The 26,909-nt window shown below is 66.0% G+C and carries 25 protein-coding genes; 10 read left to right on the plus strand and 15 right to left on the minus strand.

The window, feature by feature from the left end; all coding sequences use genetic code 11:
• Window positions 1-35: 35 nt before the first annotated feature.
• From AADZ90_RS13045 to AADZ90_RS13070, 6 genes are all read right to left on the minus strand, one after another.
• Complete coding sequence (locus AADZ90_RS13045) at window positions 36-659, minus strand: hypothetical protein (protein WP_367310447.1); 624 nt, start codon at window positions 657-659, stop codon at window positions 36-38.
• A gap of 42 nt (window positions 660-701) precedes the next feature.
• The gene (locus AADZ90_RS13050; protein ID WP_367310448.1) at window positions 702-1,547 is read right to left on the minus strand and encodes a LysR family transcriptional regulator; all 846 of its coding nucleotides are present in this window, start codon (window positions 1,545-1,547) and stop codon (window positions 702-704) included.
• A 234-nt stretch (window positions 1,548-1,781) separates the two neighbouring features.
• Entirely contained in the window at window positions 1,782-3,425 is a 1,644-nt protein-coding gene (locus tag AADZ90_RS13055; RefSeq protein ID WP_367310449.1) for a mechanosensitive ion channel family protein, read from the minus strand.
• A 183-nt stretch (window positions 3,426-3,608) separates the two neighbouring features.
• On the minus strand, window positions 3,609-4,829 hold the full coding sequence (locus tag AADZ90_RS13060; RefSeq protein ID WP_411997035.1) for a glycerophosphodiester phosphodiesterase family protein: 1,221 nt from the start codon (window positions 4,827-4,829) through the stop codon (window positions 3,609-3,611).
• Window positions 4,830-5,184: 355 nt separating this feature from the next.
• Complete coding sequence (locus AADZ90_RS13065; protein ID WP_367310450.1) at window positions 5,185-5,616, minus strand: hypothetical protein; 432 nt, start codon at window positions 5,614-5,616, stop codon at window positions 5,185-5,187.
• A 22-nt stretch (window positions 5,617-5,638) separates the two neighbouring features.
• Window positions 5,639-6,001 (minus strand): SUF system Fe-S cluster assembly protein, encoded by a 363-nt coding sequence (locus AADZ90_RS13070; protein WP_367310451.1) that lies wholly within the window; start codon window positions 5,999-6,001, stop codon window positions 5,639-5,641.
• 122 nt (window positions 6,002-6,123) lie between these two features.
• Here AADZ90_RS13070 and tgt point away from each other — a divergent pair, with 122 nt between their 5' ends.
• Entirely contained in the window at window positions 6,124-7,254 is a 1,131-nt protein-coding gene (gene tgt / locus AADZ90_RS13075) for a tRNA guanosine(34) transglycosylase Tgt (RefSeq protein WP_367310598.1), read from the plus strand.
• Window positions 7,255-7,257: 3 nt separating this feature from the next.
• Here the strand turns inward: tgt and AADZ90_RS13080 are convergent, their stop codons facing one another.
• Complete coding sequence (locus AADZ90_RS13080) at window positions 7,258-8,286, minus strand: Hint domain-containing protein (protein WP_367310452.1); 1,029 nt, start codon at window positions 8,284-8,286, stop codon at window positions 7,258-7,260.
• 378 nt (window positions 8,287-8,664) lie between these two features.
• Here AADZ90_RS13080 and lon point away from each other — a divergent pair, with 378 nt between their 5' ends.
• Together lon and AADZ90_RS13090 are read left to right on the plus strand one after the other, a co-directional pair.
• On the plus strand, window positions 8,665-11,076 hold the full coding sequence (lon, locus tag AADZ90_RS13085; protein ID WP_367310453.1) for an endopeptidase La: 2,412 nt from the start codon (window positions 8,665-8,667) through the stop codon (window positions 11,074-11,076).
• 142 nt (window positions 11,077-11,218) lie between these two features.
• Window positions 11,219-11,917, plus strand: a complete 699-nt coding sequence (locus AADZ90_RS13090; RefSeq protein ID WP_367310454.1) for a putative DNA-mimic protein — start codon at window positions 11,219-11,221, stop codon at window positions 11,915-11,917.
• Window positions 11,918-12,242: 325 nt separating this feature from the next.
• Here AADZ90_RS13090 and AADZ90_RS13095 read toward each other — a convergent pair whose 3' ends face one another.
• A complete protein-coding gene (locus AADZ90_RS13095) occupies window positions 12,243-12,677 on the minus strand; it encodes an Rrf2 family transcriptional regulator (RefSeq protein WP_367310455.1) in 435 nt (144 codons plus the stop codon).
• Window positions 12,678-12,793: 116 nt separating this feature from the next.
• On the opposite strand from AADZ90_RS13095, the gene AADZ90_RS13100 reads away from it, so the two are divergent.
• On the plus strand, window positions 12,794-13,771 hold the full coding sequence (locus AADZ90_RS13100) for a DMT family transporter (RefSeq protein WP_367310456.1): 978 nt from the start codon (window positions 12,794-12,796) through the stop codon (window positions 13,769-13,771).
• 247 nt (window positions 13,772-14,018) lie between these two features.
• On the opposite strand, the gene AADZ90_RS13105 is transcribed toward AADZ90_RS13100, so the two are convergent.
• From AADZ90_RS13105 to pyrC, 4 genes are all read right to left on the minus strand, one after another.
• Window positions 14,019-15,509: a replicative DNA helicase gene (locus tag AADZ90_RS13105; protein ID WP_367310457.1), complete on the minus strand. Its 1,491-nt coding sequence runs from the start codon at window positions 15,507-15,509 to the stop codon at window positions 14,019-14,021.
• Between the two features lie 264 nt (window positions 15,510-15,773).
• A complete protein-coding gene (locus AADZ90_RS13110; RefSeq protein WP_367310458.1) occupies window positions 15,774-16,721 on the minus strand; it encodes a hypothetical protein in 948 nt (315 codons plus the stop codon).
• Entirely contained in the window at window positions 16,718-17,392 is a 675-nt protein-coding gene (locus AADZ90_RS13115) for an orotate phosphoribosyltransferase (protein ID WP_367310459.1), read from the minus strand. Before AADZ90_RS13115 ends, AADZ90_RS13110 begins: the two co-directional genes overlap by 4 nt.
• A 40-nt stretch (window positions 17,393-17,432) precedes the next feature.
• The gene (gene pyrC, locus AADZ90_RS13120) at window positions 17,433-18,473 is read right to left on the minus strand and encodes a dihydroorotase (protein WP_367310460.1); all 1,041 of its coding nucleotides are present in this window, start codon (window positions 18,471-18,473) and stop codon (window positions 17,433-17,435) included.
• A 151-nt stretch (window positions 18,474-18,624) separates the two neighbouring features.
• On the opposite strand from pyrC, the gene AADZ90_RS13125 reads away from it, so the two are divergent.
• Complete coding sequence (locus AADZ90_RS13125; RefSeq protein ID WP_367310461.1) at window positions 18,625-18,819, plus strand: hypothetical protein; 195 nt, start codon at window positions 18,625-18,627, stop codon at window positions 18,817-18,819.
• Here AADZ90_RS13125 and AADZ90_RS13130 read toward each other — a convergent pair.
• Both AADZ90_RS13130 and AADZ90_RS13135 read right to left on the minus strand, forming a co-directional pair.
• Window positions 18,810-19,736, minus strand: coding sequence for a phosphoadenosine phosphosulfate reductase (locus AADZ90_RS13130; RefSeq protein WP_367310462.1), 927 nt, complete (start codon window positions 19,734-19,736; stop codon window positions 18,810-18,812). The genes AADZ90_RS13125 and AADZ90_RS13130 overlap by 10 nt on opposite strands.
• A gap of 100 nt (window positions 19,737-19,836) precedes the next feature.
• Window positions 19,837-21,057, minus strand: a complete 1,221-nt coding sequence (locus tag AADZ90_RS13135; RefSeq protein WP_367310463.1) for an acyl-CoA dehydrogenase — start codon at window positions 21,055-21,057, stop codon at window positions 19,837-19,839.
• A 121-nt stretch (window positions 21,058-21,178) separates the two neighbouring features.
• Between AADZ90_RS13135 and AADZ90_RS13140 the strand changes: the two genes are divergently transcribed.
• Entirely contained in the window at window positions 21,179-22,078 is a 900-nt protein-coding gene (locus AADZ90_RS13140; protein ID WP_367310464.1) for an AAA family ATPase, read from the plus strand.
• Window positions 22,079-22,080: 2 nt separating this feature from the next.
• Here AADZ90_RS13140 and AADZ90_RS13145 read toward each other — a convergent pair whose 3' ends face one another.
• Window positions 22,081-22,476, minus strand: a complete 396-nt coding sequence (locus AADZ90_RS13145; RefSeq protein ID WP_367310465.1) for a hypothetical protein — start codon at window positions 22,474-22,476, stop codon at window positions 22,081-22,083.
• Between the two features lie 92 nt (window positions 22,477-22,568).
• Between AADZ90_RS13145 and AADZ90_RS13150 the strand changes: the two genes are divergently transcribed.
• The 4 genes from AADZ90_RS13150 to AADZ90_RS13165 all read left to right on the plus strand — a co-directional run bounded on the left by AADZ90_RS13150 (window position 22,569) and on the right by AADZ90_RS13165 (window position 26,458).
• Window positions 22,569-23,822, plus strand: coding sequence for a vWA domain-containing protein (locus AADZ90_RS13150; protein ID WP_367310466.1), 1,254 nt, complete (start codon window positions 22,569-22,571; stop codon window positions 23,820-23,822).
• 188 nt (window positions 23,823-24,010) lie between these two features.
• On the plus strand, window positions 24,011-24,478 hold the full coding sequence (locus tag AADZ90_RS13155; RefSeq protein ID WP_367310467.1) for a DUF1203 domain-containing protein: 468 nt from the start codon (window positions 24,011-24,013) through the stop codon (window positions 24,476-24,478).
• On the plus strand, window positions 24,465-25,436 hold the full coding sequence (locus AADZ90_RS13160; RefSeq protein ID WP_367310468.1) for an XdhC family protein: 972 nt from the start codon (window positions 24,465-24,467) through the stop codon (window positions 25,434-25,436). Before AADZ90_RS13155 ends, AADZ90_RS13160 begins: the two co-directional genes overlap by 14 nt.
• Window positions 25,436-26,458 (plus strand): molybdopterin-binding protein, encoded by a 1,023-nt coding sequence (locus AADZ90_RS13165; protein WP_367310469.1) that lies wholly within the window; start codon window positions 25,436-25,438, stop codon window positions 26,456-26,458. Before AADZ90_RS13160 ends, AADZ90_RS13165 begins: the two co-directional genes overlap by 1 nt.
• Window positions 26,459-26,909 lie beyond the last annotated feature (451 nt).

A 26,909-nucleotide genomic window follows, 5' to 3' on the forward strand; every position in this document is an offset into this window, starting at 1 on the left:
GTCTGGAATCAGGCTTAGGGGCCTGATGCGGGAGCTCACCGGAAAGCCTCTTCGGCCTCGATCAGGGCGTCTTCGAGGTAGGGCCAGCCTGCGGCGTCGAGGCGGTCGCCGAGGCTTTGGGCGGTGATGCCGAGGGTTTCGGCCACGGCTTTCTGCGATGGCGCGCTGGGGGGCAGGAGCGGAATGAGCGCCGCGGCCTGCGCGGCGGTCCAGCTGCGGGTCAGTGCGTCGATGAGGGTGACGAGGGCCGGAGCGAGGGGCGGTGCGTCGTCCGGGGCGAGGGCGAGGCGGCGGTTGCGTTTCATTGCGTCCAGCGCCTGGCCTGCGCGGTGGAAGGCCGGGCCGTCGGCGTCGGAGAGGTCGGTGCTGCCGAGGGTTGTAACCAGGCCGAGGCCGAGAGCGATGCGGCTTTCAAGTTGGGTTTCGGCGCGGAGATGGGCAGCGCAGAGAAGAGCGGTGCGCAAGCCAAAGCGCGCGTCACCTACAAGGCATTGCCAGCCGTCGCCGCGGTAGCGGGTGAGGCGGAGATCTCCGGCCCATGGCTCGGCCTCGGCTGTGGCACGGCGGAGCGCGGCGAAGCCGGCCTCGAGCCTTTCGGGCCCGGCATCGCGGGAACGGACGAAATCCCCTGTCAGGACGGCACTTGGTCGGTCGGTCATGCCGCCCATCCTTGGCGGAGGCCTTGCGGGCTGTCCAGCCGGTCAGGCGGCGCGGGCGCGGTCGGGAGCGGAGAGGAAGCCCGCGAAGGCGTCGAGCGCGGCCCGGATCGCCGGTTCGTGACGGGCCTCGTGGTGGGCGACAAGCCATTCCTCGGCCGTGAGATCGTCGATTACCGGGGACAGGCGGGTGAGCGCCGGGCGGGTATCGCCGATGAAGGTCGGCAGGACCACGCGGCCGAGGCCCGCCTCGGCGAGATCGAGCCGCAGGAGGGGATCGTTGGCGGTCGTCGTGATCTCGCCCCCATGGTGGTCAGCCACCCAGCGTTCGGACGGCAGGCGGGCGGTTTCGAAATTGGCGCCGATCCAGCCGGTCACGTCCTCTGAGGTGGCGTAGACGGCGTGATGGACCTCTCCGGTCCGGCGCCCGGCAAGCCAGGGCTGTTCCGGGCGGCGGTTGCGGATGCCAATGTCGATCTCGCGCCGGGCGATATCCATGTCGAGGTTGCAATAGACGAATTCCGGCATCCAAGGGTCGGTGGGCTGCCAGTAGCGGGCCAGGTTGCGGGCCAGAAGGCGTGCCGTCCAGGTGCCCGCCGAGATGCGGACGCGGGCGGGACCTTTCGCCGCCTCCTGCCAGCGGCCGATATCGACCGACGCGGCTTCCATCGCGCGGACGCGTTCGGCCAGATCGCGGCCGTCGGGGGTGACCGTGTAGCCGCCCGCCCCGTGCAGAAAGAGCCGCCGGCCGAGGCGACGCTCCAGCGCGGTCATGCGGCGGGAGAGGGTGGCAGGGCTTGCGCCCGTTTCAGCGGCCGCCCCGGCCAGGCTGCCTGCACGGGCGACGGCGGCAAAGAGAGCGAGATCGCCCCAATCGAGATCGGTTTGCATAACTGAAAGTCTGATCGCGTTCCTGTCCGTAGGCAAGGGGGATGATGCGCCTTAGCTCTGGGCCAGCAGAGACAGGAGTACGAGCGATGACACCCATTCTTTATGCGCGCCCCTTGTGGTGCGACCATCAGCGGACGTCTTACGAGATCGAGCAGGCCGCATTTGCAGAAATGAAAGCCGAGTTGCAGGGACATGCGCCGACATTCCGGCAGCGGCTCGGACGTTGGGGCGGCTTCAGGCGGCTTCTGCCGGCGTCGCTTCGGGGAAGACGGCGCGGCCTTCCTCCTCAAGCTTCCGCCCCCGGGCGATAAGCTTTTCGCGCAGCTCGCAAGCCATCGCCCAGGCGGTGTTGGGATTGGCGCAGGGCAGGCAGAACGTGACCTCCTGCCCGAAGACATCCTGGTCGGTGACATGGACCTTGAGGCCGTCGCGGTCACCGAGTTCGCCCGCCTCGAGCGTCTCGACGATCTCGAAGAAAGCCTCGCGCATCGCGCCGACATCGGCGTCGTGGCGCAGCTTGAGCGTGATGAGGCGCGTCATCTCGGGCTCTTTCAGGGTCCAGTTCTCGAACGGGTCCGAGATGAATTCGCTGACCGGGACGATCAGGCGGACGCCCGTCCAGACGCGAAGCTGGACGTAGGTGAAGTGGATCCGCTCGACATCGCAGAGATGGCCCTGGAAGAGGATCCGGTCGCCGATGCGCGCGGACTGGTTCAGGGCGATCTGCATCGAGGCCATGATGTTGCCCAGCACCTCGCGCGCGGCGAAGCCGAGGATCAGGGTCAGCGCGCCTGCAGAGGCGAGGATTGAGAAGCCCAGCGTATTGAAGATATCAGCCTGGCTCAGGACGACGCCGCCGCCGATCAGCACGATCAGGATGATGAGCGCACGCCGTCCCGCGGCGAGCCGCGTGGCCAAGGACCGCTCGGCGGCGTGATCGACATCGGACAGCGCGTCGTGGTCGAGGCTCACGATACGGTCGAGGATCACATCGATCACGTTGAAAACGAACATCAGGATCGCGCTGACGAAGCCGAGCGCGATGAGCGGGCCGAGGATTGTGCTGACCTGACCCGAAAAGACAAAGGCGTTGCGTGTACAGATTGCCACAACGAATGTGACGACGGCCAGGATCGCGGGCGTCCTGATCGAGCGAAGGATATCGCGGCCGACGGCTCCGGTTTTTCGTGCGGCCATGAAGGACAAGGCGCGGTGCATGAGACCGCCCGCAATCGCAGCAAGGGCAATGACGAGCGGAAGGCCGATCACCTCCCACCACATGAGGCCCCAGAAAGCATCGCCGGTCAGCACCTTCGGGATTGCCTGTTCCAGCCGGGTGGGACCGTAGAGGGCGTAAAGCGCTGCGATATTGTCGACGGACTGATCCGAGAACACCCAGACCGGGTCGCCGCCAGCAGGCTGGACGCGATCCAGGCGGATGGCGACGGAGCGGTCGTCGAGTTCGAGGATCCAGAGGAGGAGCGAGCGGCGGATCTGTCCGGCGGTCGCGCTGTCAGACGACGCCGTGGCGTCAAGCGCATCGGGCCGTTCGAGCAGGAACTGCCAGTCGATCACCACCTTGCGGTCGATAACGGCGTAGAGCTGTTCGGCGAGGGCAGGCCCCTGAGCTGCCTGGTCCTGGGGCGTGAGGCGGTTGAGGTTCAGGAGGTGCGCAGCCTCGGTGAAGTCGCCGTCGGCGGCCGCGTCGAGCAGTTCCTCCATCACCGCCTGCGGCGTGGAGCGGTCAAGCGTGTCAGACGCGGGGCCGAGGCCCTGGTTCAAGGCGTCGATTTCGAAGGTCGGTTCGATGGCGGCGGCAGCGGTGGCGAGCAGGAGCCAGGTCAGAGCCGCGCGCAAGAGAAGACGAACAGTGCGCATTGTGTCACCAACTCGGTGCGTTTCGGTCGGTTCCTTGGCTCCTTTCCACGGGCAGCGGCTCATTCCCCGGTGCTGGGACTGGTTGTTTGTGACATCCATCACTTCTCAACGAATGAGGCGGTCCCCGGAAGGACCGCCCGATGCTGGCTGAAAAGGTTTGATCAAAAGACCGTCGGGATCCCCTTAGAGACCGTAACAATTCGCGTAGAAGGTGACCGTCGCGGGCCAGTCGGAGAAGACGCCTTCGACGCCGACATCCTGGGCCAGGACGTGAAGGAGTTCGTAGTAGACCGCATCGCTGTCGGTCGCGTCGGCGATCGACTGGAAATACCAGCCGCCGCCATTTGCCAGCGGGCCCGAGCGTTCGAGCGTCCAGGTGATGATGTTGAGACCGGCGGCCTGCGCCTCTTCAGCGTAGGTTGAGGGCACGATGTCGCCTGCGTCATCCAGTGTCACGAGCACCCAGAGCGGCGGCGCGATGTAGCGGACGCCGCGGTCGTAGAGGGACTGCATGCTTTCCGGGAACGTCGCCGGGTTCATCGGGTCGAAGCCGTCGATGTCGTAGCTGTCGTCGAGATAGACGGCCTGGGCGCCGAAGTCGGGCTCTGCCTCGATCCAGTAGAGGACGTCTTCGAGATTGAAGCTCTGCAGCCACACGTCTTCGGGCGGGATGCCGACGGCCTTGTATTCGTCGACGAGCTTCTGGGCGTAATCCTCCTGGCTGAAGCCGTTGAAGGGCATCTCGACCGAGGGGGACTTCAACTCGGGCGTGAATTTGGCGCCGAGGGAGGCGAAGAGTTCGATGGATTCCGCATGGGTCATCAGGGTCGCGCCGTCGGAATAGAGCGTCGTGCGCCAGTCGGCGACGCCACCCATGCTTTCCTCGGGCGTCGTGGCCGCCGCGTTGAAGCTGTCCATCTTCGGCTCAAGCGTGCGGAACTGGTCGAGCGTGATCTCGGACGTGCGGCACTCGGCCGTGGCGTCGCTGTCGCCGGAGGCGGGCGAGAAGGGGGTGTTGCAGGTGTCCGCCAGATCGGTGGTCAGGATGTTCGTCGTCGTATGCAGGTCGTTCTGCGCGTGGCGGCAGACGAGTTCCTCATCGGCGGTGAAGGTCACGTCGCATTCCAGGATGCCCGCGCCCATCCGCGCGGCGGCGACGTTCGATTCCACGGTGTGCTCGGGGAAGAGCAGGGGCGCACCGCGGTGGCCGATGGAGAAGTCACTTTTCGCAGGCGTCTGGCCGAGGCAGGCACTGAGGGTGTCCTTCAGTTCGCCATCTTCCAGCTTGTCGATGAGGTAGGCGGGGCGTGGCCCGTAATCGATCATGTCGGCACCGGTTTCCGAGCCTTGGGCAAGGGCGGGTCCGGCGAGGCAGAGAAGGGCGGGGAGGTAATGGGTCTTCATAGCAGTCTCCAGTGAACTTCGCCCCAGATGACGGAGCGACGTAACAGGCGTGTGGGTAGGACGTAACGGGACTGTAACACAGTTGGCGAGCTTGGCTTGGAAATCCCCCGAAGTATCGCGGCGAGCGTCAGACAAGCGCCTGACCGGGGGCTGGCACTGCAACATTTGAACTATGCGCTTTAGAGTGGCCAAGCTCGTCCCGCAGATGGCGCGGGCATGGCTCCGGTCTCAACGCGCCAGACCCTTGGGCCGGTCAGTGGCTCTGCCGGCGGGGCCTTGCCGCGTGTATCCGGGCGGGGGTGGAGCCTGTGTGAATTGTCTTTGGGAACAGACAGGTAGCTGCTGCTCCGTTTTCTCAGTTGGAGTCGACCTCGATCGTCGGCAGTTCCTGCTCTGGGAGCGCGATGGCGTCGGATAGGGCGTCGAGCCGTGTGTCCAGCATGTCGCGGAGGGCTGCGATGTCGTCTTGAAGCTGGGTGATGTCCCCGGCGGAGGTGTCCGTTGTTTCGGCTGTCGCCTCTTCAAGGCTCGTCGCGAGGGCGTCGAGGTTGGACCCGATTGTATCGAGCCGGTCGGAGAGGCCGGTTTCGGGTTCGGGCAGGGCGGCGAGGGTTTCGCTGACGCTGGCGCTGATCTCCTCCAGCGCTGCGGACATCCGGTCTTCCATGGCCTGCAGTGCGGCAGCGTCTTCGCTGCGCTGGCGCTCCTGCAGGGGAAGAACCACGGCGAGAGCCGCGATGGCGCCGATCAGCGCGCCCAGCACGAGACGGGAGAACAGTGCGTTCATTTTCAGGGCTTTCCTTGGAGGCTCACATGAAGCCCAGTTCGAGGCGTGCCTCGTCCGACATCATGTCCATGCCCCAGGGGGGTTCCCACGTAAGGTCGACGTCGACGGTCTTGACCCCCGGCACGGCCGACACCGCATCGGCGACCCAGCCGGGCATTTCGCCCGCGACGGGACAGCCCGGCGCGGTGAGGGTCATGATGATCCTCACGTCGTTCTCTTGCGAGATGTCGACGGTGTAGACGAGGCCGAGGTCGAAGATATTGACCGGAATCTCGGGATCATAGACCGAGCGGCAGGCTTCGACGATAGGCTCGTGAAGCGCGTGATCGGTCGTGGAGGGGGCGATCAGAGGGGCGCCTTCCAGCTTGGGCTGCGGTTCTGACATGGGACCTCTCAGCTAAATCCTACCGAAGATATAAGAAATGCGGGCGGGAAGGTCCATGGGGCGTTCTTGGCAATCGCTGCCGGATCCCGCATATGCCCGGGCGCAGCTTCATGGGGTCAGAGATGCAGGATCGGTTCGGGTTTCAGGTTCAGGCCACCGACGGCAAGGCGAGGACAGGTGCGATTTCGACCCCGCGCGGCGAGATCCGGACGCCAGCCTTCATGCCGGTGGGGACGGCAGGCACGGTCAAGGCGATGCTGCCCGAGAGCGTGCGGGCCACCGGCGCCGATATCCTGCTGGGCAACACCTATCACCTGATGCTGCGGCCCACGGCCGAGCGGATCGACCGGCTTGGGGGGCTGCACACGTTCATGAACTGGGAGCGGCCGATCCTGACGGATTCGGGCGGTTTCCAGGTGATGAGCCTGGCCGATCTGCGCAAGCTCGATGAAGAAGGCGTGACGTTCCGCAGCCATATCAACGGGTCCAAGCATCGCCTGACGCCGGAGCGGTCGATGGAGATCCAGCGGCTTTTGGGCTCGGACATCGTGATGTGTTTCGACGAGTGCCCGGCCTTGCCTGCGGATGACGCGCGGGTGGCGGAGGCGATGCGGCTGTCGATGCGGTGGGCGGCGCGGTCCAGGGAAGCGTTCGGCGACCGGCCCGGCCATGCCTTGTTCGGGATCCAGCAGGGTGGGGTGACGGAAGAGTTGCGCGCCGAGAGTGCCGAGGCGCTGTGCGCGATCGGGTTCGACGGTTATGCCATCGGTGGGCTGGCGGTGGGGGAGGGGCAGGAGGCGATGTTCGGCGTGCTCGACTACGCGCCGGACATGCTGCCCGAGGACAAGCCGCGCTATCTGATGGGCGTCGGCAAGCCGGACGACATCGTGGGGGCCGTCAAGCGCGGCGTCGACATGATGGATTGCGTGCTGCCGTCGCGGTCCGGCCGCACAGGGCAGGCCTGGACCCGGCGCGGGCAGGTCAACATCAAGAACGCCCGCCATCAGGACGACCCGCGGCCGCTGGATGAGGAGTGTGGGTGCCCGGCCTGCCGGAGCTATTCACGTGCCTATCTGCACCACGTGTTCCGCGCGGGCGAGATGATCTCGGGCATGCTGCTGACTTGGCACAACCTGCATTATTATCAGGAGCTTATGGCCGAGATGCGGGGCGCGATCGCCGAAGGGCGGTTCGCCGCGTGGGAGGCGGGCTTCCACGCGGCGCGGGCGGAGGGAGATATCCCGCCGCTGTGATCCTCAGGCGAGAAGCTTTGCCTCGTAGCCTTTGAGGACCGGGTGGACGGCGGGGTAGTCGGGCAGGTTGCCATCTGCGAGTTCTGGGAAGAGAAGTGCGATTTCGGCCTTTGCCTCTGCGTCGAGCGCGGTGACGGCCTCGGCCCCCATGAACAGGCTTTCGGCCTCCATCCCTTCGGCCCAGACGGTGCGATGGTCGATGAACATGACGTGGAAGTACTCAACCCCGTCGTGCGGCAGGAATTGGGTGACACCCGGGCGGTCGAGGAGGTATTTTGCGGCGCAGAGGACCTTTTCGGCGCCGAATAGGAGCTCGGACCGGGCGCCGCCAAGCACGATGCGGTGGTTTGGCGAGCCGACGACGTCCTTTGCGGGCAAGGCGTCGTCCATCGCGCCAGCGGCGATGCGGATGGGCTGGAGGGTCGGTACCCGCTTCAGTTTCGCCCTGGATAGCTTGCGAGATCCGATCCAGGCGATGGGTCTTGGTCCGGCATCGGTGATGATCAAATCGCCGACCCTCAGATCCTCGATCGCACGAAGACCCTCCGGGGTCTCGATCCGCGTCCCGGCGGCAAAGCAGATCGCGACATCGGGGGTGGTGTCGAGATTTTCGACGTTCAGTGCCCCGTTCGGCAGGTCGGCTGCAAAGGCCGGGTCTGAATTGAAGGTTTCGTCGGTCAGGAAGTAATAGCGCTGCGAGTCGCCGGTGGCGGGGTCGACAATCGTTACGACGACGATTTCCGCGTTATTGGCATCGAATCCGTTCACGTCATTCAGGGAGTTCTTGGGGGCCAGCGTCCCTGTAAGTTCGACCGTGAAATTCGTGGTGAAGATGCTTCCGTCCGCCCGGGTTACGGTGACAAGCGTATCGGGATCGGTTCCGCCGACACCGTCGCCTTCGAGAATGACATCGCCGCCCGTGGCTGGTTCGAAGGTCAGTTGAGTAACCGGTACGGTGTTCGTCGTATCGGAGTTGATGGAAGAGTTGTTGGCGGTGTTGCTGTCACCGCGCGCATAGACCGTTACTGGCATTTTTTTCACTCTTTACTAAGATCTTACTGTTCACACGGATCCTTGTTCACAGCCGACGGTGACGGAAATTTGTCCGGCCGGTGTTCGCGCTGGAACGAATTTGTGCAGGGCGCAAAACACATCAGATTTGCGATGGTTTGACCTTTGCGAGAGACCGTTCTGACAGGGGCTGCGGGTGCCGGTAGGCCGCACTTACGCGACTTTTCCTCGCAGCGCGGTTGTCACATCCTGCGGGAAACGTCAGAGTGCCGAACGCAGATTCCCTTTCGCTTGAAAGGGGGCCGGAAGAGCCCCACATCCTAGCGAACCCGATGGGGGAGGCCCAAGCGCTGCCATTACGGGGCGCGGCCTTCCTGCCAAGAAAAGGATACCCCGAGCATGAGAGATACTCTCGCCCCGTCTTACCCAGTACTGCCTTTGCGGGATATCGTCGTCTTCCCGCATATGATCGTGCCGCTCTTCGTGGGGCGCGAAAAATCCGTCAAGGCGCTTGAAGAGGTCATGGCGGATGACAAGCAGATCCTGCTGGCCTCGCAAATCGACGCGTCGGACGACGACCCGGATGTGGATGGCATCTATGAGGCCGGCGTTCTGGCCAATGTGCTGCAACTGCTGAAGCTGCCCGATGGCACCGTGAAGGTGCTGGTCGAAGGCAAGGCGCGCGTGCGGATCACCGAATATGTCGAGAACGACGCGTTCTTTGAAGCGTCCTGCGAATATCTGGATGAGATCCCGGGTGACGAAGACGCGATCCGTGCGCTGATCCGGTCGGTCAGCGACGATTTCGAGCGTTATGCGAAGATCAAGAAGAACATCCCCGAAGAGGCCCTGGCCGCCGTCGGTGAGGCGACCGAGCCTGCGAAGCTGGCCGATCTGATCGCCGGGCATCTGGGCGTCGAGGTCTCGCAGAAGCAGGAGCTGCTCGAGACGCTGTCGGTGTCCGAGCGGCTGGAGCGGATCTATGGCCTGATGCAGGGCGAGATGTCCGTCATCCAGGTCGAGAAGAAGATCAAGACCCGCGTGAAGTCCCAAATGGAGCGGACGCAGCGCGAATATTACCTGAACGAACAGATGAAGGCGATCCAGAAGGAACTGGGCGACGGCGAGGACGGCTCGAACGAGGTCGCCGAACTGGAGCAGAAGATCGCCGAGACCAAGCTGTCGAAAGAGGCGCGCGAGAAGGCGGATGCGGAGCTGAAGAAGCTCAAGAACATGAGCCCGATGTCGGCCGAGGCGACGGTGGTGCGCAACTACCTGGACTGGATGCTGTCGATCCCGTGGGGCGTGAAGTCGCGGGTGAAGAAGGATCTGGGGCGCGCCGAGAAGATCCTGGACGAGGATCATTACGGCCTTGAGAAGGTCAAGGAGCGGATCGTCGAGTATTTGGCCGTCCAGCAGCGGTCGAAGAAGCTGAAGGGGCCGATCATGTGCCTCGTCGGCCCGCCGGGCGTGGGCAAGACGTCGCTGGGCAAGTCGGTCGCCAAGGCCACGGGGCGCGAGTTCATCCGCATCTCGCTGGGTGGCGTGCGCGACGAGTCAGAGATCCGCGGCCACCGCCGGACCTATATCGGCTCGATGCCCGGCAAGATCATCCAAGCGCTGAAGAAGGCCAAGACCACGAACCCGCTGATCCTGCTCGATGAAATCGACAAGATGGGGCAGGATTTCCGCGGCGACCCGGCCTCGGCCATGCTGGAGGTTCTGGATCCCGAGCAGAACGGCACCTTTGTCGATCACTATCTTGAGGTGGAATACGACCTCTCGAACGTGATGTTCCTGACCACGGCGAACTCCTACAACATGCCCGGGCCGCTTCTGGACCGGATGGAGATCATCCCGTTGGCCGGCTACACCGAGGACGAGAAGACTGAGATCGCCAAGCAGCACCTGCTGCCCAAGCAGCTGAAAAATCACGGGCTGAAGGAGAAGGAATTCTCGGTCACCGAGGACGCCCTGAAAGAGATGATCCGCACCTATACCCGCGAGGCGGGCGTGCGGAACCTCGAGCGGGAGCTCGCCAAGCTGGCGCGGAAGGCGGTCACCAAGATCATCAAGAAAGAGGTCGAAAGCGTTGAGATCACGCCGGAAAACCTGGACGATTATCTTGGCGTGAAGAAGTTCCGCTACGGGCTGGCCGAGAAGGAAGATCAGGTGGGCGTCGTCACGGGCCTGGCCTGGACGTCTGTCGGCGGCGAGCTTCTGTCGATCGAAGCGTTGCGTCTGCCGGGCAAGGGCCGGATGAAGACGACCGGCAAGCTGGGCGATGTGATGAAGGAGTCGATCGATGCGGCGGCCTCCTACACGCGGTCGATCGCGCCGAAGATCGGGGTGAAGCCGCCGAAGATGGAGAAGTGGGATATCCACGTCCACGTCCCCGAAGGGGCCACGCCGAAGGACGGGCCGTCGGCCGGTCTGGCAATGACGACGGCCATCGTGTCGGTCCTGGCGCAGATCCCCGTCCGCAAGGACATCGCCATGACGGGCGAAGTGACCTTGCGGGGCAATGCCCTGGCGATCGGCGGGCTGAAGGAGAAGCTTCTCGCGGCCCTGAGGGGCGGCATCAAGACGGTGCTGATTCCCGAGGAAAACGAGAAGGATCTGCGGGAAATCCCCGACAACGTGAAAGAGGGGCTGACGATCATCCCGGTCAGCCACGTGTCGGAGGTTTTGAAACACGCATTGGTTGCTGAGCCCGAAGGCATCGAGTGGGATGAGGCGGCCGAGGAAGAAGCTGCGGCGGCTGCGGCGCGTGCTGCGGAGGGGACCGGGGGGACCGCTGCTCACCACTGAAAACCATAGAAAAAATTGAAAGAGGGCGCCTTGATCGGGCGCCCTCTTTTCATGTCGGCGGATTTCTGCCTAGAGTGTCATATGGATGCGGCACAACCTTCGCGAGATTTTATTTGAAGAGTAGTTTTTAAGGAGTTTCATGATGGGCCTCGATATCTGTGTCGGTCTGCTGGCGGATCTGTCGGAAAGCGACCCTGACGGGCGGGACACTCTGCTGGCGGAATTTGCGGCCTTGAACCGGCTGCTGTCCCGGCACCGTCTGCCGGCCCACAGGGAGCCTGCGAATATCGATCCCGATGTGTGGGGGATGTATGGCTATTCCGGCCTGCATTACCTGCGGCGGCTGGCGGCGCATCTGGATGCGGACAAGGGCAAGCTGCCCGAGCCGGGGGGCGTGGACAGCCATGCGGACCCGATCCTCGAAGCCTATTTCCGGGATATCGAAGGCGCGACGGGCGGCGGGCTCAGATCGTTGTTTCAGAAGAGAAAAAAGGTGTTCGAGCGGACCTTCGACCACCTGATCGTCCAGGGCGACGCGGAAGGGGTCTATATCCCGCTGGATTTCCCGGACGTGCTGTTCGATGTCGACGGCGAGGGGGTCCGGGGCGGGATGGTCGGCAGCACGCCGCGCCTGCTGGCGGAATGCGAGCGGCTGGCGGGGGCCCTGTCCCTTCCCCTTGAGATGACCACGAAATCCGAGGCCTTGTGGGAGGCCAGCGAGAGCCAGGGCCACGGCAAGGAGACCTGGCAGCGCTACGGGATCGAGAGCTTCACCTGCGCGTCGCTGATCGAGGCCTGCCGGAAATCGATGGAGACCGGTGCGGCGATCGTGTTCGTCTGAGTGGCGGCGTGCCACAGGCGTTAAGCGAGGATTGATCGGCCGCGCGCTAGGCCGCGGTGGTCGAAACGGTCCGGTACGGCGAATCATGCGTTAACGCAGGTTTTTCCGGGAGATTTGGCGTGTCGGCTTTTGGTCGGCATCGCGTCGGACTTCCGTCGGACATCTGGACGCAACATCGGCCGGGTAACGGAGAGTTCTGCTGCGGTGCAGCGCAACAGGGCGGACAATGCCGCGGATGGGCGGGATTGTTTCCGGGGTGGGGTGATGGGTGAAATCACCCATCCTAAGCGCCGTTGCGGGAGGCCGATGCCGAGATCGGCTGGGTTCAGGAGGCGTCCTGCGGTGCAGCCCTGCCTATGGCGAGCGATGCGATCGTCATGTGCGCGAGTTCCGCGATCAGCGTCGCTTCGGCCCGGTCGAGCGCGATCTCGACCCCGCCGCGCAGGGCCTTTTCGATGGCGCAGGTGACGGGGTTGTCCTCACCCTCTGGCTCGGGGCGCAAGAACCGCTCGCCCAGGGCGACATATACGTCGGCCAGCGTGATCTCCTCGGCTGGCCGGGCAAGGGACCATCCGCCGGCATGGCCCTTTTCCGAGCGCAGGATGCCGCCGTCCTTGAGCGGCCCCAGGACCCTGCGCACGAAGGCGGGATGGGTGTCGCTATGGCCGGCGATTTCGGCCGAGGTCAGCGGGCGCCCGGGATCTGCGGCCATGTGGCCGAGCGTGTGCAGGGCGAGGGAGAGGCGGGAATTGCGCTTCATGAGATCATGTCCAGCATATCATGCTACTTCTTCAGTTGCATTTAGATTGTTACTTGAGTAGTAGCATGTCATCCGCGCAGCGACCACCGCTTGCGCCCCGTTCTTCCGAGGCTCCGATGACTGCCGATCCTGCCGATCCTGCCGATCCTGCCAATTCGCCGACGCCCGTTTCCGCCGCCCCATCGCCGGGCGCGGCATTCGGCGTCATGGCTGCTCTTTTCGCCTTCAGCCTTGGACCGATCGGGGTGGTCGTGCAGAAATGGCTCGTCGCCTCGTTCAGCCCCTTTCTGATCGTTGCCATCCAGGCGACCGGAGGGGGCGTGGTGCTCTGGTTCGTCCGCTGGCTGGTATTCCCCAAGGCTGCGGTGCCGCGCAGATCCATCCTCAAGGGTCTGGCGCTGGGCGCGCTGCATCCCGGCGCCTTCATGGTGGTCTATACGGCCGCGAGCGGACGCCTCGACAGCGTCACGGCCGTTCTTCTGCTTGCGCTCGGACCGGCTTTCGTGGCCATCGGGGGACGGCTGATCCTGAAGGAAGCCTTGCGCCCGATCGTCCTTGTCGGCATCGCGGTGAGCATGGCGGGCTTGGTCCTGCTCGTCTCCGAGCGCGAGGCGACAGGTGCGAACACGGTCGCGGGGTTCGCGTTGGGCGGCGTTGGCCTGATCCTGACGAGCGCGGCCATGATCACGGGACGGGCCTTCAATACCGGGGCGGTTCTTCCCTGGTTCGTGCTCGCTCCGCTTCAGGTGACGGGCGGTGCAGCGGTCGCATGGGCCGGTGTCGTGGTGACCGGCGCCGAGGTGGATCCGGGGGCGGTCGCGTCGGAGGCGCCGGCCTTCCTCTACCTGATCCTCGGGATGACGGCGGCCAGCTATCTTGCTTACAACTTCGCCCTGTCGCGTCTGACGACACCGACGCTCGGCCTTCTCGCGGCCGGGGCGCCGGGGGTCGGCGCGCTGGCTGCGTCGATCATCTTCGATACGCCGATCGGGTCGATGGCGGCGATCGGTATCGCGGTGATCCTGCTGGGCGCGGCGCTGCCGCCCCTGTGGGGGATCCGGGGTCGGTGGCGTCGTGGAGGCGTGAGGGTGTGAGCTTTGCTTTGGCGGGATCGGTGATCTGACGAGCCTCGAGTTTGAAACGCAAGCCGGGCCAGCGGCGGCCCGTGGGATGGCGCTGCAACGGCTGAGCGGAGCGCTTTTATGGTGCCGTGTTCATCTTCCCTCTGACGTCAGCGTGAGATGGCAAAGCGCCAGCCCGTCGGGGCGGGCCGGCGCTGGCCCGTTGGGCCTTGATTCCGGGCCATCAGCGTATCGCAACCTATGTGGCGGTGCGCTCTGTCTAGAAGTTGCTGCCGCCCTGCTGCCAGGGCTTCACGAGGTTGCCGAAGCGGGTGAAGCGGCCTTCGAAGCTGAGATCGACGCTGCCGATGGGGCCGTGGCGCTGTTTGCCGATGATGACCTCGGCCTTGCCGTGGAGCTTCTCCATCTCTTCCTGCCAGAGGGCCATCTTCTCCATCTCATGATCGCCGGGTTTTTCGCGTTCCTTGTAGTATTCCTCGCGGAAGACGAACATCACGACATCGGCGTCCTGCTCGATCGAGCCGGATTCGCGGAGATCGGAGAGTTGCGGGCGCTTGTCGTCGCGGTTCTCGACCTGGCGGGAGAGCTGGGAGAGGGCGACGACGGGGATGTCGAGCTCCTTGGCGATGGCCTTGAGGCCTTGGGTGATCTCGGAGATCTCATTGACGCGGTTGTCGCCCTTGCCGGTGCCGCGGCAGAGCTGGAGGTAGTCGACGAAGAGCGCGTCGAGCCCGTGTGTCCGCTTGAGCCGGCGGGCGCGGGCGGCGAGCTGGGCGATGGGGAGCGCCGGTGTGTCGTCGATGAAGAGCGGGCAGGCCTCGAGCTGTTTGGCAGCCTCGACGAAGCGGCGGAACTCGGCCTCGGTCATGTCGCCGCGGCGGATCTGTTCGGAGGGCACCTCGGAGGCCTCAGACAGGATCCTTGCGGCGAGCTGTTCGGCCGACATCTCGAGCGAGAAGAAGCCGACGACGCCGCCATCGACGGCGCCTTCGCCGCCGTCGGGCTTTGCGCCCTTGCGGTAGGCCTTGGCGATGTTGAAGGCGACGTTGGTGGCGAGCGAGGTCTTTCCCATCGACGGGCGGCCGGCGAGGATCAGAAGGTCGGATTTGTGCAGGCCGCCGAGCTTCTTGTCGAGATCGGTGAGGCCGGTGGAGACCCCGGCGAGGCCGCCTTCCCGCTGGTAGGCGGCGTTCGCGCCCTCGACCGCGTCGGTGACGGCGCGCAGGAAGGACTGGAAGCCGCTTTCGGTCTGGCCGGTCTCGGCCAGCTTGTAGAGCTCTTGTTCGGCCTCGACGATCTGCTCGGCCGGTTCGCTTTCCACATCGACCTTGGCGGCGCGGGTCGCGATGTTCTGGCCGAGCGCCATGAGCTCGCGCCTTATGGCGAGGTCGTAGATCATCTGGGCGTAGTCGCGGGCCGCGAAGGAGGCGACGGCGGCGCCGGCGAGGCGGACGAGGTAGGCGGGCCCGCCGAGTTCCTGCAGGCCGGGATCGTCCTCGAGGAAGGTCTTGAGCGTCGTGGGCGTGGCCAGCGCGTTGCGGGCGATCCGGGAGGCGGCGGTCTCGAAAATGCGCTGGTGGACCGGGTCGTAGAAATGCTTGGCCTGGATGATCGAGGAGATACGGTCGAAGATATCGTTCTTCGTGAGGATCGCGCCGAGAAGCTGCTGTTCGGCTTCGATGGAATGGGGCATCGGGTCTGGCCCCGCCTCCTCCGCCTGGCCCGCCGGAAGCGTCGCGATCTGGTTCACTGCTCTCTCCTCGTCTTTTTATGATCCGGGTGTCTTACGCACCGGCGGGGACCCTGTCGCTGTTGGTAAGTCACGGGACGACTCAGGGCTTTGGGCGCATGATAGCGGATTTCGAGCGGCGCAAGGGGGCAGATATTGTGTCGCGATGGGGCGGCCCGTCCAGCGTGGGGATAAGCGGGCGATTCTGGGGATTGTTGATCCCCTTAGTGTCCACAAGGCGGTGCACAGGTTTCTTGGCGGGACGGGTGGGGGGAAGCACCCACCCTACGCCTGTTTCTCGGGCGGGATGAGGATGGCGAGGGTGGCGAGCATCGACTGGAGGTCGTCGAGGGCCTGGCCGATCTGGGCGCGCAGCCGGTCCTTCGTGATGAAGAGGCCACCGAAGCTGTAGAGGTTACGCCCCGTGTTGATGGCAAGGTACGTACCGGTCGTTGACTGCAGGGCCGAGAAGACCCGCTGGCCGTCGGGAAGCGCCGCGTCGATGCGGAAGATGCGATCGAGGAAGGCCTGGCTGTTCTCGGTCAGGGCGCCGTCCTTGCGGGGGGCATAGACACTCAAGGTGGCCCCGTCGGGGCTGGTATGGTCCGAGATCGCCGCCTCGTTGAAGCCTGAGCGGATCATGCGGCGATGCAGCCATTTGGCGCCGCGCCCCTTGTGCTGGACGATCAGGGTGCGGCTGTTGGCCGCCAGGCCATCGAGCAGAAAGACGTAGCCGTCGAAATAGGTCGTCGTCTTGGTGCGGGTGTCGCCGTCGCTGTCGCGGTAGGTGCGCTTGTCGGCGATGTCGACTTCGACCTTGCAGAACGGAACCTCGCCGATCTGGCCGTGGAAGGCGTCCTCGCTTTTGGTGGTGTTCTGGACGGGCAGGAAGCCGGAATTCTTGAGCCGGTCGTGCTTTTCCAGGCCGGTCTCGTCATGATCGAGGCCCGACACCTTCACGATGGCAGGCATCAAGGCGCCGTAGGCCAGACCGCTGAGGTGAACGGATCCGGCGGCGATGGCGATGATCGTGAAGACGAGGAGGAAGATGCCTGCGAACGGACCGAATTCCGCAGATGCGGCGAGGACGAGGGCAAAGATCGTCGCGAAGATCGCAAGCGCGATGCCGACATAGAGATGGGTCTTGAGGCGGGCCTTCTGCAGCTCCGGCCAGGCGGCGTCGAGCACCGCGTCGAGGTCGGGCGCGGCATTGTCCGGCCGCGTGCCGCTCATCCCCGGGCGGCCTGCCAATCGCGGGGGGCGTTCAGGAACGCCTCGACCTCGGTCAGGGTCGCGGTGTCGAAGCTGCCCTGGGCCTTGGCCTCTGCCAGCACGTCCCACCAGGTGGCGAGGTGGATCATCGAGATCCCGTGGTCCGCCAGCGCGGGCAGGGCGTCGGGGAAGATGCCGTAGAAGAAGATGACCGCCGTCCAGTGGCAGGTGGCGCCGGTGTCGCGGATGGCGTCCACGAAGGAGAGCTTGGAGCCGCCGTCGGTCGCCAGATCCTCGACCAGCAGGACGCGCTGGCCTTCGGTCATCGCGCCTTCGATGCGGGCATTGCGGCCGTAGCCCTTGGGCTTCTTGCGCACGTAAGTCATCGGCAGCGCCAGCCGCTCGGCCACCAGCGCGGCGAAGGGGATGCCCGCGGTTTCGCCGCCCGCGATGTTGTCGAAGGCTTCGAACCCGGCCTCGCGCAGGGTCTGCACGGCCAGGAAATCCATCAGGGTGGCGCGGATGCGCGGGTAGGAGATCAGCTTGCGGCAGTCGATATAGGTCGGCGCCTTGAGGCCGGAGGCGAGCGTATAGGGCTCGGCGGCGTTGAAATGGACCGCGCCGATCTCCAGCAGGGCGCGGGCGGTCAGGCGGGCGATCTCGTCTTTCGGGGGGTAGGTGCTGGGAATCATGCGGGCTTCATCTGGCTGAAAATACTCAAAAATCCCGCCCTCAGGTCTCGACCCGCCAGTGCAGTGGAAAACCGGGGTCGAAGACAAGGACGGGGCCGTCATCGGACAGGACCTCGATCGGGTACTCGACCGGGTCGCCTTTGACGAGGCGGATGGTCTCCTCGGCGGGGTCGAGGCCGTAGAAGCGCGCGCCGTTGATCGAGGTGAAGGCTTCGAGCTTGGGCAGTGCATCTGCGGTTTCGAAGATCTCGGCGAGGCAGGAGAGCGCGTTGGGCGCGGTGAAGATGCCGGCGCAGCCGCAGGCCTGCAGCTTGGCGTCGCGGGTATGGGGCGCGCTGTCGGTGCCGAGGAAGAAGCGCCGGTCGCCCGAGATCGCGGCCTGGACGAGGGCCACGCGGTGCTTTTCGCGCTTGGCGACGGGCAGGCAGTAGAAATCGGGCTTGATCCCGCCCGCGAGGATGGCGTTGCGGTTGATGATCAGGTGGTGGACCGTGATCGTCGCGGCGATGCCCTTCTTGGCGTCGCGGATATAGTCGACGGCGGTTTCGGTGGTCACGTGTTCGAGGACGATGCGCAGGTCCGGTTCGGCCTTGCGCAGCGGTTTGAGGACCTTGTCGATGAAGACGGCCTCGCGGTCGAAGATGTCGACGTCGTCGTCGGTGACCTCGCCGTGGATGCAGAGCGGCATGCCGATTTCGGCCATGCGGGCAAGGACGGGGCGGACCTTTTCGATATCGCGGACGCCGGAGCCGGAATTCGTCGTGGCGCCCGCCGGGTAGAGCTTGACGGCCAGCGCGCTGCCTTCGTCATGGGCCTTCGCGACATCGTCGGGATCGGTGTCCTCGGTCAGGTAGAGCGTCATCTGGGGGACGAAATCGCAATCGGCGGGGACCGCCTGGATGATCCGGTGGGCGTAGCTGCGGGCATGTTCGGCGGTGGTGACCGGAGGATCGAGGTTCGGCATGACGAGGGCGCGGCCGAAATGGCAGGCGGTTTCGGGCGTGACGGCGGCGAGGAGGGCGTGGTCGCGCAGGTGCAGGTGCCAGTCGTCGGGGCGGCGGATCGTCAGTTCGGTTGTCATGGGACGTAGCGCTAGCACGGAAGCGGGGGAGCGGCCATAGAGCGCAGCCATGCGAGGAGCGCATGGCGGGGTTTCGGGATTTGCGGTTTTACGTCAGCTTCTATGACGTATCTCTAGGGCAGGGAGGACCAGAGCAGAAAGGAGGCCCCCGATGGCCCGTACAAGAAACGCTTTCCGTTCCGTCTTTTCCGGCCTTGCCCGCGGGGCAGAGACCGTCGCCCGCGCCCAGAACCGGTCTGCCGAGTTCGAGCGGCTGAATTCCAAGACCGATGCCGAACTGGCCGCTCTCGGCCTGAGCCGGGATGCGATCGCGCGCTACGTCTACAGCGATATCCTTTACATCTGACGCTTGAGCGGCCGGGTCGTCTGGCGCTTGGCGAGGCGCCGGGCGAAGAACGGGTGCGGCAGTTCCTTCATCGCGAAGCGGCAGACGCGCGCGGCCAGGTCGCCGCGCCCGCGCCGTTCCAGCAGGATGACGAGGCCGCGCAGATAGGGCAGGTGGGTCCGGCGCTTGCGGTAGAGCTCCCAGAAGACCCGTTCGGTCAGGCGCCCCGCGATCGCGGCTTCGAGCAGCGGGTCGAGCAGGCCCATCCCGTCCAGATCCTCGCGCAGGCGCAGCCGGTTGAACGGGCAGCGCAGCAGGGTGACGTTTGGCCGGATGAAGAGCGCCGCGTGCATCGCGTCGCGCCGCTGGTGCGGGTCGAAGGCGACGAGGGCATGGCCCGCCGCCTCGATCAGGTCGGGGGCGTAGCCGTAGCGGCCGGAGAACCCGGTGCGCCTTTGCTTGCGGAACCGGTCGTCCCAGCCGGCGATGCGGGGGTCGAGCGTGGCCTGGGGCCGGATCGCGACGACGGTCGCACCTGGGGCCGCGGCGGAATAGGCGGCCGCCGCATAGCCGCCCGGGCCCTCGCCGATGAAGGTGACGGTATCGAACAGCTCGAAGAAGCCGTCATCGGCGAGCTGGTCGAAATGCTGGTAGATCGCCCGGTGGCGGAACCAGCTTTGCTTGTCCGACAGGATCGTCAGCGTCGACCAGCCATTGCGGCGCCGGTAGGTGACGCCGAGCGGTTCGCGCTTGAGCGTCTTGACCACATCGGCCCGGCTTTCGAACGAGACGAGAAGCTGATCGCCCCCTTCCAGATAGGCGGAGCTGTGATCAGGGCCGAGAGGTTCGAAGCGCCCGAACTCTTCGGTAATGTCTTCGAGGCGCCCAAGCCAGGCACCCCCGTCCAGGCCGGAAAGATCGGCCTCAAAATAAGTCATGTCAAAATCCGTCCCGTCGTGCCCCAGCAAGCACGGTTAACAACTTATTAACTTGCAGGCCGAAACGGAAGGTTCGAGGCCGGATTTTCCCGATTCTGGTTTAGAAGAACGCCTGAAGGCCGGTTTGCGCGCGTCCCAGGATCAATGCGTGGATGTCGTGGGTGCCCTCGTAGGTGTTCACCGTCTCGAGGTTGATGGCGTGGCGGATGACCGGGAACGATCCAGAGATGCCGTTGCCGCCGAGCATGTCGCGGGCCGCGCGGGCGATATCGAGCGCCTTGCCGCAATTGTTGCGCTTCATGAGGCTGATGAGTTCCGGCGACGCGCTGCCGTCCTCCATCATCCGGCCGAGGCGGAGGGCGCCTTGCAGGCCGAGCGTGATCTCGGTCTGCATGTCGGCGAGTTTCTTCTGGAAGAGCTGGGTCTGGGCCAGCGGACGGCCAAACTGCTTGCGGTCGAGCCCGTATTGGCGCGCGGTGTGCCAGCACGCCTCTGCCGCGCCCATCGCACCCCAGGAGATGCCGTAGCGGGCGCGGTTGAGGCAGCCGAACGGGCCCTTGAGCCCTTCGACATTGGGCAGAAGGGCGTCTTCGCCGACCTCGACATTCTGCATCACGATCTCGCCCGTGACCGAGGCGCGCAGGCTGAGCTTGCCGTCGATCTTGGGGGCGGAGAGGCCGGGCGTGCCCTTGTCGAGGACGAAGCCGCGGATCTTGCCGCCATGGGCCTCTGACTTGGCCCAGACGACGAAGACATCGGCGAAGGGCGCGTTGGAGATCCACATCTTGGCGCCGTTGAGGACGTAGCCGCCATCGGTTTTCTTCGCCGTCGTCTTCATGCCCGCGGGGTCGGAGCCGGCATCTGGCTCGGTCAGGCCGAAGCAGCCGATCAGCTCGCCTTTCGCGAGGCCGGGCAGGTATTTCTGCCGCTGGGCGTCCGATCCGTAGGCCTCGATCGGGTACATGACGAGGGAGGACTGGACGGACATCATCGAGCGGTAGCCCGAATCGATCCGCTCGATCTCGCGCGCGATGAGGCCGTAGGTGACGTAGCCCGCGCCGAGCCCGCCGTTTTCCTCGGCCACGGTCGCGCCGAGGAGGCCCGCGGCGCCCATCTCGGCAAAGATCGCCGGATCGGCCGTCTCGTTCTCATAGGCCTCGGCGACCCGGGGGGCGAGGTGATCGTCGGCGAAGGTGCGGGCGGCGTCGCGCAGGAGGCGCTCGTCCTCGGTCAGCTGGGCCTCGAGGAGGAAGGGATCGTCCCATTCGAAGCGGGAAAGCTCCGGGCCGGTGCCGGGGCGGATCTTGGTTTCGAGGTTCATGGGGCTCCTCCTCTGAAGGTCGCATTGTGTTTACGCCTCTGGGCGCCCATGAGCAATCGGACCCCTTGACGCGAGGCGCACGGCCCATGAGCGTTGCGGGACGCGGCAAGGGAGGCCCGGCATGGAGAGCATCGACGAGGTTCAGCAGGTTCTGGCCGGGCAGAACTATGTCTGCGGGCGGGCGCTGGCGACGGTGGTGTTTCTGGCGCTGAAGCTGGGGCGGCCGCTGTTCCTGGAAGGCGAGGCGGGAACGGGGAAGACCGAGATCGCCAAGGCGATTTCGGCGGCGCTGGGGCGGCGATTGATCCGGCTGCAATGCTACGAGGGGCTCGACGCGTCGTCGGCCGTCTACGAATGGAACTTCGCCGAGCAGATGATCGCGATCCGGGCCGCCGAGGCGGCGGGCGGGGCGGATCGGGGGATCCTGAAGGATGAGCTCTTCACCGAGGAATACCTGATCGAGCGGCCCTTGTTGCAGGCGATGCGGCCGCAGCCCGGCGGCGCGCCGGTGCTGCTGATCGACGAGATCGACCGGACGGACGAGCCGTTCGAGGCATTCCTGCTGGAGGCGCTGAGCGATTTCCAGGTGACCATCCCTGAGCTGGGGACGATCCACGCACCCGAGCCGCCGATCGTCATCCTGACCTCGAACCGCACGCGGGAGGTGCATGACGCGCTGAAGCGGCGCTGCCTCTACCACTGGGTCGACTATCCGAGCTTCGATCGGGAGATCGAGATCCTGCAGGCCCGTGCGCCCGAGGCGGCGGAGGCGCTGAGCCGTGAGGTCGTGGCCTTCGTGCAGCGGCTGCGGACGGAGGACCTCTTCAAGAAGCCGGGCGTGGCCGAGACGATCGACTGGGCGAAGTGCCTGCTGGCCCTGGACGTCCTGGATCTGTCGCCGGAGGTGATCGCGGATACGGTGGGTGCGATCCTGAAATATCAGGACGACATCCAGAAGCTGCAGGGATCGGAGGCGAAACGGATCCTCGAAGAGGTCAAGGCGGAGCTGGCCCCGGCGTGAGGTCAGTCGTAGGGCAGCGTGTCGGGATCGGCGTTGCGGTAATCTGGCGCGGGCGTGGCCGCGAAGCGTTTGGCAAGGATGGTGTCATGTCCGTCGCGCAGCGCCCGGGCGGCCCGATGCATCCCGTCCATGAGACGGCCCTCGGCGTCGAGCAGGATCGGGTATCTCAGATCGGCGGCGTCGATCAATGCGATGTGCTCGACGATGGCGCGAGCGGTGGGTGTCGCCCCGTGAAACCAGTAGTTCTCATCGAGCTCTGCGATGTCGCTGAGCGGAATAGGGGCGGCCGCGATGCTCTCGGCCCTGCGAACGAGACGCCGTATATCCCAAGCGTCGAAGCCGGATGCGGTGGGCCTGAGATGGTATTGAGGTCGTATGATATCGGTATTCCCGCTCATGATGTGCCGCCCATAGATAATACCTCTCCTCATCTTGCCAAAAATACCTCCGCCGGAGGCATCCGCACCCTCAACCGGCGGGGCGTCTGATCATGGTCGCGCTGCCGGAACTGGAGCTGCCGGAGGACCCGAAGCTCACCCACAACATCACCCATTTTGCGCGGGCCCTGCGGAAGGCAGGCCTGCCGGCGGGGCCCGCGCGGGTGGTGGATGCGATCCGGGCGGTGGAGGCGGCGGGGTTCGGGGAGAAGCGGGATTTCTATTACACCCTGCAGGCCTGTTTCTGCACGCGGCCGGAGCACCGGGAGGTGTTTGCCCAGATCTTTCGGCTGTACTGGCGGGATCCGCGGTACCTGGAGCACATGATCGCCATGCTGACGCCCGCCGTGCAAGGCGTCGCCGAGGATCGGGTGGCGAAGGCGGCGGAGAAGCGGGCGGCGGAGGCGCTCTTGGGCGATGTGGCGCGGGATCTGCCGGAGGTGGCGGAGGATGAGGGCTCGGAGATCGAGATCGATGCGTCGGCCACGGCGAGCGGGGAGGAGCGGCTGAGGACGCTCGATTTCGAGCAGATGAGCGTGGCCGAGATGGACGAGGCGAAGCGGCTGATCGCGAAGCTCAGCCTGCCGGTGCCGCCGATCCTGACCCGGCGGAGCGTGGCGGCACCCCATGGGCGGCTGCCCGATTGGCGGCGGACGATGCGGGACGCGGCCCGCCGGGGCGGAGAGTTGCGGGATTTCGCGCGGAAGCGGCGCGCGCGGCGCTATCCGAACCTTGTCGCTTTGTGCGATATTTCGGGGTCGATGAGCCAGTATTCGCGGGCGGTCTTGCACTTTCTCCATGCGGTGGCGAACGAGAAAGGGGCGGGCTGGGCGACGGTCCATGCCTTCACCTTCGGGACGCGGCTGACCAATATCTCCCGCCATCTGATGGCGCGCGACGTGGATGCGGCGCTTTCGGCGGCGGGGGCGGAGGCGCAGGATTGGGAAGGCGGCACGCGGATCGCGTCGTGCCTGCACGCGTTCAACCGGGACTGGTCGCGGCGGGTGCTGGGGCAGGGGGCGTTGGTTCTGTTGATCACCGACGGTCTGGACCGCGAGGCGGGCGCGGGGCTGTCGGCGGAGATGGAGCGGCTGCACCTGTCGGCCCGGCGGCTGATCTGGGTGAACCCTCTGCTGCGGTTCGACGGTTTTGCGCCCAAGGCGGCGGGGATCGCGGCGATGCTGCCCCATGTGGACGCGCTGCGGGCGGGGCACAATATCGCGTCGCTCGCCGGGCTTGCCGACGCGATGGGGCGGCCGGAGGATGGCGGGGAGAAGGCGCGGCTGATGGCGGCGCTGGGCCGGTAGGGCGCCTGCGTGCCTGCGGCACGACACCCGCCCGCCCGGCCGCGCCCTTGCCAATGATCAGGGGCATCTCTGCTGGCTGGCGTTGCGATCGAGTATTCTTGGCCAGATGAAGCGGGATGCGCAGGGATCGGGTCGTTTGGCGCGGGAGATCGGGGCAGGGTTTGGCAGGCAATGGAGGAGAGCGTGCCATGAGATTTCTGCCCTATGATCAGGACTTTGTTGATGCCGTGCGGGCCGGTGGGCCGGATGCGAACGGGCAGGCAGCGGAGCGGGCCGTGTCGGGCGGTGTGGGGACGCCGTGCCGGTGTTGTCTGCGGAATGTGCCTGAGGGGGCGCAGATGCTGGTTCTCTCGGCCCGGCCGTTTCCGGTGCCGCAGCCCTATGCGGAGCAGGGGCCGATCTTTCTTTGCGCCGAGCCGTGTGCGCCTTGGGAGGGCGAGGGGCTGCCGCCGATCCTGTTCGAGTCGCCGGATTATCTGGTGAAGGCCTATGGGGCGGATGACCGGATCGTCTACGGGACCGGGCGGATCAGACCAAGGTCGGAGATGGAAGAATATGCGCGCGACCTTCTCGGGCGGGTCGGGGTGGCTTATGTTGATGTGCGGTCGGCGCGCAACAACTGCTTTCTGACGAGGGTGCGGAGTGACGGAGACTGAAACGCTTTTGCAGACGGCGCTCGACTGGCATCGGGCCGGGCGGGGTGTGGCCGTGGCCTCGGTCGTCGAGACCTGGGGGTCGGCGCCGCGCCCGGCGGGGAGCCTGTTGGTGATCGCCGATGATGGCGGGATGGCAGGCTCGGTCTCTGGCGGCTGCGTCGAGGGGGCCGTGGTCGTCGAGGCGCTGGAAGCCCTGGAGGATGGTGGCGCCAGGATGCTGGATTATGGCGTGAGCGATGACGAGGCCTTTGCCGTCGGGCTGGCCTGTGGCGGGCGCATTCGGGTGCGGGTGGAACCTGTGGGCAGTGTCTTGCCCGTCGGCGCGCTTGAAGAGATGGCGGACCGGGCCGCGCGGCGGGAGCCGTTCGTGCGGTCTGTCGCGTTGGCGGGGGGCGGGGCGGAGATCCTCGGGATGGGCGAGGGGGCTGACGCGGTGCTTCGGCGCGGGAAGTCCGGCCTTTCGGAGGACGGGGCGCGGTTCGATCTGGTGCATGCGCCGCCTTTGCGGCTGGGGATCATCGGAGCGGTGCATATCGCGCAGGCGCTGGTGCCGATGGCGCGGCTGGCGGGCTATGCCCCCGCGGTCGTCGATCCGCGGCCGGCTTTTGCGAGCGAAGAGCGGTTTCCCGAGACGGAACTGCTGGATGATTGGCCGGATGCGGCCTTGGAGGCCTACGGCATCGACGGGCGGACCGCGGTGGTGACGCTGACCCACGATCCGAAGCTTGACGATCCGGGGCTGCAGGCGGCCTTGCGGTCCGACGCGTTCTATATCGGCGCGTTGGGGTCGACCCGGACCCACGCGAAGCGGGTGGCGCGATTGCAGGCGGCCGGGTTCACGAACGCGCAGATCGGGCGGATCCATGCGCCGGTGGGTCTGGATATCGGCGCGGCGACGCCGGGAGAGATCGCGGTGGCGGTGCTGGCCGAGATGACCCAGGCGCTGAGGCGGGGCTGATGGAGTTCGGCGAGGTTCCCCTGAGCGAGGCCGAAGGGGCGGTGCTGGCCCATTCGATGGCCGTCGATGGCGGGCGGATCCGGAAAGGCGCCGTGTTGACGGCGGCGGATCTGGAGCGGCTGGCCGCGGCAGGGCAGGACCGGGTCTGGATCGCGCGGCTGGGGCCGGAGGACGTGGCCGAAGATGCGGCGGCGGCGCGGCTGGCGGCGGCGATCGCGCCGGAGCCCGCGGCTTTGGATCTGCGGATCGGGGCGGCCGGGACCGGGCGGGTGAACCTGTTCGCGACGGGTCCGGGGATCGTGGAGGTCGATGCAAGCGCGATCGCGGCGATCAACGGGGTCGATCCGATGATCACCATCGCGACCGTGCCGGAATGGCACCGGCTGGAGGCCGGGGGGATGGCGGCGACGATCAAGATCATCGCCTACGGCGTGCCGGAGGCGGCTCTGGCCGCCGCCTGTGCGGGGGCCGAGGGGGCGTTGCGCGTGCGGCCTGCGGTCTTGCGGCGGGCGATGTTGATCGAGACGGAGGTGGGTCTGCCGCTTGGGGACAAGGGGCGGCGGGCGCTCGAGATGCGGCTGCAGCGGCTTGGCGTCGGCTTGGAAGAGTATCGGGTCGTGCCGCACCGGGTGGAGGATCTGGCGGAGGCTCTGGCAGCGTCCGAGGCGGAGGTGCTGTTCGTGCTGACCGGATCGGCCACGTCCGATCCGCGGGATACGGCGCCGGACGCGGTGCGGGTGGCGGGCGGTACGGTCGAACGGTTCGGGATGCCGGTCGATCCGGGGAACCTGCTGTTCATCGGAGAGCTTGGCGGCCGGCCGGTGATCGGACTGCCGGGATGTGCGCGGTCGCCTGCGCTGAACGGGGCGGATTGGGTGCTGGAGCGGGTGTTGTGCGGGGTGCCGGTGAGCGGGGCGGATATCGCCGCAATGGGGGTTGGCGGGCTTCTGAAGGAGATGCCGTCGCGGCCGGTGCCGCGGGTGAAGGGCGGCGCCGGGGCGCGGGATCTGGTCGGGGAATAGGCGGGTGCTGCTGCTGCGCGCGCGCGCCCCGGATCGGCTGGATGCGCTCATTGCGCCTTCTGGAGCCTCCGGCGGGAGTATTTGAGGCCAGATGAAGGGGCTCTGTCGCGCGGGCGTTGAGGTTGATCTGGATGCGGGGAGGGGGAGCGTTCTTGATCGCGTTCGACGCTCGCGGGCCTTTGTTTTTGGGCACGAATGTGAATTCCAGGACCGATTGATCTGGCCAGACCCGATACGCTTTGGGTGGGGCAGGGTTGTGGGGGGCGCCCGACCGTGGACAGCCCCGGCTTCGGATGGCGTCGATGACCATATCCGAAGCCGGAGCGAGCCGATTGATGGCGGTAACCCGAGCCAGGATCTTGCAGCGCGGCAGGTGGTTTTTGCGGTCCGCTGTGATCTGGTGTCGTGCCTTTCGATTGCTCGGGCGCCTCTGGCGGAGGTACTTTTGGCA

Source organism: Aestuariibius violaceus, assembly GCF_040779325.2.
Taxonomy (GTDB): Bacteria; Pseudomonadota; Alphaproteobacteria; order Rhodobacterales; family Rhodobacteraceae; genus Aestuariibius; species Aestuariibius violaceus.

What these genes read in the sequence shown, in the direction of transcription:
- AADZ90_RS13045 (WP_367310447.1), bottom strand. Translation starts at nt 659, where the DNA reads ATGACCGACCGACCAAGTGCCGTCCTGACAGGGGATTTCGTCCGTTCC.
- AADZ90_RS13050 (WP_367310448.1), bottom strand. Translation starts at nt 1,547, where the DNA reads ATGCAAACCGATCTCGATTGGGGCGATCTCGCTCTCTTTGCCGCCGTC.
- AADZ90_RS13055 (WP_367310449.1), bottom strand. Translation starts at nt 3,425, where the DNA reads ATGCGCACTGTTCGTCTTCTCTTGCGCGCGGCTCTGACCTGGCTCCTG.
- AADZ90_RS13060 (WP_411997035.1), bottom strand. Translation starts at nt 4,829, where the DNA reads ATGAAGACCCATTACCTCCCCGCCCTTCTCTGCCTCGCCGGACCCGCC.
- AADZ90_RS13065 (WP_367310450.1), bottom strand. Translation starts at nt 5,616, where the DNA reads ATGAACGCACTGTTCTCCCGTCTCGTGCTGGGCGCGCTGATCGGCGCC.
- AADZ90_RS13070 (WP_367310451.1), bottom strand. Translation starts at nt 6,001, where the DNA reads ATGTCAGAACCGCAGCCCAAGCTGGAAGGCGCCCCTCTGATCGCCCCC.
- tgt (WP_367310598.1), top strand. Translation starts at nt 6,124, where the DNA reads ATGCAGGATCGGTTCGGGTTTCAGGTTCAGGCCACCGACGGCAAGGCG.
- AADZ90_RS13080 (WP_367310452.1), bottom strand. Translation starts at nt 8,286, where the DNA reads ATGCCAGTAACGGTCTATGCGCGCGGTGACAGCAACACCGCCAACAAC.
- lon (WP_367310453.1), top strand. Translation starts at nt 8,665, where the DNA reads ATGAGAGATACTCTCGCCCCGTCTTACCCAGTACTGCCTTTGCGGGAT.
- AADZ90_RS13090 (WP_367310454.1), top strand. Translation starts at nt 11,219, where the DNA reads ATGGGCCTCGATATCTGTGTCGGTCTGCTGGCGGATCTGTCGGAAAGC.
- AADZ90_RS13095 (WP_367310455.1), bottom strand. Translation starts at nt 12,677, where the DNA reads ATGAAGCGCAATTCCCGCCTCTCCCTCGCCCTGCACACGCTCGGCCAC.
- AADZ90_RS13100 (WP_367310456.1), top strand. Translation starts at nt 12,794, where the DNA reads ATGACTGCCGATCCTGCCGATCCTGCCGATCCTGCCAATTCGCCGACG.
- AADZ90_RS13110 (WP_367310458.1), bottom strand. Translation starts at nt 16,721, where the DNA reads ATGAGCGGCACGCGGCCGGACAATGCCGCGCCCGACCTCGACGCGGTG.
- AADZ90_RS13115 (WP_367310459.1), bottom strand. Translation starts at nt 17,392, where the DNA reads ATGATTCCCAGCACCTACCCCCCGAAAGACGAGATCGCCCGCCTGACC.
- pyrC (WP_367310460.1), bottom strand. Translation starts at nt 18,473, where the DNA reads ATGACAACCGAACTGACGATCCGCCGCCCCGACGACTGGCACCTGCAC.
- AADZ90_RS13125 (WP_367310461.1), top strand. Translation starts at nt 18,625, where the DNA reads ATGGCCCGTACAAGAAACGCTTTCCGTTCCGTCTTTTCCGGCCTTGCC.
- AADZ90_RS13130 (WP_367310462.1), bottom strand. Translation starts at nt 19,736, where the DNA reads ATGACTTATTTTGAGGCCGATCTTTCCGGCCTGGACGGGGGTGCCTGG.
- AADZ90_RS13135 (WP_367310463.1), bottom strand. Translation starts at nt 21,057, where the DNA reads ATGAACCTCGAAACCAAGATCCGCCCCGGCACCGGCCCGGAGCTTTCC.
- AADZ90_RS13140 (WP_367310464.1), top strand. Translation starts at nt 21,179, where the DNA reads ATGGAGAGCATCGACGAGGTTCAGCAGGTTCTGGCCGGGCAGAACTAT.
- AADZ90_RS13145 (WP_367310465.1), bottom strand. Translation starts at nt 22,476, where the DNA reads ATGAGCGGGAATACCGATATCATACGACCTCAATACCATCTCAGGCCC.
- AADZ90_RS13150 (WP_367310466.1), top strand. Translation starts at nt 22,569, where the DNA reads ATGGTCGCGCTGCCGGAACTGGAGCTGCCGGAGGACCCGAAGCTCACC.
- AADZ90_RS13155 (WP_367310467.1), top strand. Translation starts at nt 24,011, where the DNA reads ATGAGATTTCTGCCCTATGATCAGGACTTTGTTGATGCCGTGCGGGCC.
- AADZ90_RS13165 (WP_367310469.1), top strand. Translation starts at nt 25,436, where the DNA reads ATGGAGTTCGGCGAGGTTCCCCTGAGCGAGGCCGAAGGGGCGGTGCTG.